Source organism: Acidimicrobiales bacterium (assembly GCA_036491125.1).
Taxonomy (GTDB): Bacteria; Actinomycetota; Acidimicrobiia; order Acidimicrobiales; family AC-9; genus AC-9.
The window spans coordinates 1-2,447 of the sequence record DASXCO010000067.1 but is presented as its reverse complement, the minus strand read 5'-3'; the positions used below and the strand labels follow the sequence as shown (position 1 = coordinate 2,447).

At 69.7% G+C, this 2,447-nt stretch carries 2 protein-coding genes; one reads left to right on the top strand and one right to left on the bottom strand.

Annotation, left to right across the window (positions count from 1 at the left end):
- Positions 1-139 precede the first annotated feature (139 nt).
- The gene (locus tag VGF64_05595; GenBank protein ID HEY1634212.1) at positions 140-1,939 is read left to right on the top strand and encodes a patatin-like phospholipase family protein; all 1,800 of its coding nucleotides are present in this window, start codon (positions 140-142) and stop codon (positions 1,937-1,939) included.
- 56 nt (positions 1,940-1,995) lie between these two features.
- On the opposite strand, the gene VGF64_05590 is transcribed toward VGF64_05595, so the two are convergent.
- A partial coding sequence (locus tag VGF64_05590; protein ID HEY1634211.1) for a hypothetical protein occupies positions 1,996-2,447 on the bottom strand: 452 nt, incomplete at its 5' end.

Sequence of the window (2,447 nt, the reverse complement as noted above, 5' to 3'; positions counted from 1 at the left end):
GGCCGAGCCCGCCCGCATCGTGGGCGGCGGTGGGGGCAAGGGCCCCGAGCTGGCCCTGGCCGGCGGCCGGGATCCGGGGCGCATCGACGAGGCCCTGGCCCTGGTGCGCGCCAACCTCGGCCTGACATGAGGGTGGTGGGTGACGGCGAATCCGTGGGTACTCGTGGATCTCGGCTCGGTCCTGGCCGAGATGCCCGTGTTCTCGGCCTTGAAAGAGGAGGAGCTCACCGCTCTCTCGTCGCTGGCTGAGCGACAGGACCTCCGCAGCGGCGCCCGTCTGTACAAGGAAGGCGACCCGCCGACGCACTGCTACGTCGTCGTTCGCGGACGACTGCAGGAGACCGCAGACGGCGAGCTCCTCGGCTACGTCGGACGTCTGGAGCCGGTCGGCGAGGTCGGGGTCCTGATGGGAGAGCCCAGGACGTCGACGGTGCGGGCCGTGCGCGACAGCATCCTCCTCGGCTTCGAACAGCGCGAGTTCCTTGACTTCCTCGACCACCATTCCGGCGCCCAGCGGGCCCTTTCGCGCCTGATGGTCGTCCGCCTGCGCGAGCAGCGCAAGATCCGAGTCCAGGGCGCGACGGAGGTCCACGGGACACTCGCCGTGATCCCGGCCTCGCCTCATCTGCCGGTCATGGCGCTGGCCGAGGCCCTCGTCCGTCAGCTCTCGGGATGGCCCGAGGCTCGGTTGATCACGGCAGCGCACGTCGACGCGACCCTCGGCCCTGGCGCCTCGCAGACGCCGCTCTCCGACGCCGAGGGCAGCTCCCGGCTGGCGGCCTGGATGAACGATCTGGAGGGGCGACACCGCTACCTGGTCTATGCCGCTGACAGCGACCGCGACACCTGGGCGTTGCGTTGCCTGCACAACGCCGACCGCGTCCTCGTCTTGACCGAGGCGAGCGCCCGCCCCAGACCCGTACGCGTCCTCCAGGAGCTTCGTTCGCTGGGGCTCCTTGCGCCCGTCGAGCTGGTGTTCCTGAGACCGGAGGGAGAATCGTCGGCTCACACACTGGCCTGGATGGACCTGACCGGTGCGCGCGCCCGCTATTTCGTACACCCCTGGGGCGAGGCCGAGCTGGCGTCCCTGGCGCGCCAGGTCGCCGGTCACGGCGTCGGTGTGGTGCTGGGTGGTGGCGGGGCGCGCGGCTTTGCCCACATCGGGCTCATCCGGGCCCTGGAGGAGCTCCGCGTGCCGATCGACGTGGCTGGCGGAACGAGCATGGGTGCCTTCGTGTCAGCCCTCTTGGCCCTCGGTCTCGACAGCGTCGAGATGACTCATGTGGCGCGGGAGACCTTCGTCCGTAACAACTTTTTGAACGACTACTCATTGCCGCGTGTCTCGCTCATCCAAGGGCGGAAGTTCGGTGCTCGTCTGGCCGAGATCTTCGGCGACACTCAGATCGAGGAGCTGCGACGCACGTACTTCTGCGTCTCGACGAATCTGACGACCGGCGACGCTGTCGTGCACGATCGTGGCCCGCTGGCGGTGTGGGTCGGCACGAGCATGGCTGTCCCGGGGATCGCTCCGCCGATCGCCTACGAGGGCGAGCTGCTATGCGACGGTGGCGTCCTCGACAACCTGCCCACGGGCGTCATGCAGCGCCTCGAGCGCGGGGCGATCATCGCCTGCAACGTCAGCACTGACGGTTACTTGCGAGCTCCCGGAGCAGGGCTCGATGGGCCCGACCCCGGAGCCCTGTTACGTCACGGGGCGCTGGATGCGCCGCCCCGGCTGAGCGAGATCCTGGTGCGCAGCGCCATGCTGAGCAGTGCCACGAGCATGGACCTCGCCGCCGAGCGAGCCGATGTGTACGTCCGCATGCCCTCGCAGGACTTCGGCATCTTCGACTGGAAGCGCCTGGACGAGTTGGTCGAGCTCGGCTACCGGCACGCCATGGCCCAGCTCGCTCCGGTGCGCGGCGCGCTCCCGTCGTGACGGCGCGCTGAGAGGCTGGTACTACCTCACCGAGCTGCGGCGTCGGCCGACTCGTTTCAGGGCGGCAGCGTCACGCCGGCGGCCTCGAACCTGGCCCCGAAGCCGCGCTGACCGGCGGCGGCGGCGACCCTCCTGAACAGGTCTGGGTCCACCTCGCCGAAGGCGGAGACGATCACCGCCAGCTCGTCCTGTTTGGTCTGCGGCATCAGCGCGGCCAGGTCCAGGAGACTGTCCCACTGCTCTCCCATGAGCGCCGCCTCGCCGGCTCCCTCGAGGGTGGCGCGATCCTTGGCTGCCACGACCCCCGCCACGACGGCTCGAGTGTCGGGGGTCATCAGCTCGACGAGCGGCAGGACGACACCCCACAGGGTGTGGTGGTCGGCGGCGGCCACCACTCGCTCCTGCACGGCCGGTTCCTTCAGGATCGGCAGATTGACGACCTTGCGCCGAGAGGGCTCGGACATGGCCGCGACCACGGGCAGGATGTCCGGCCACAGGTCTTGTCGCT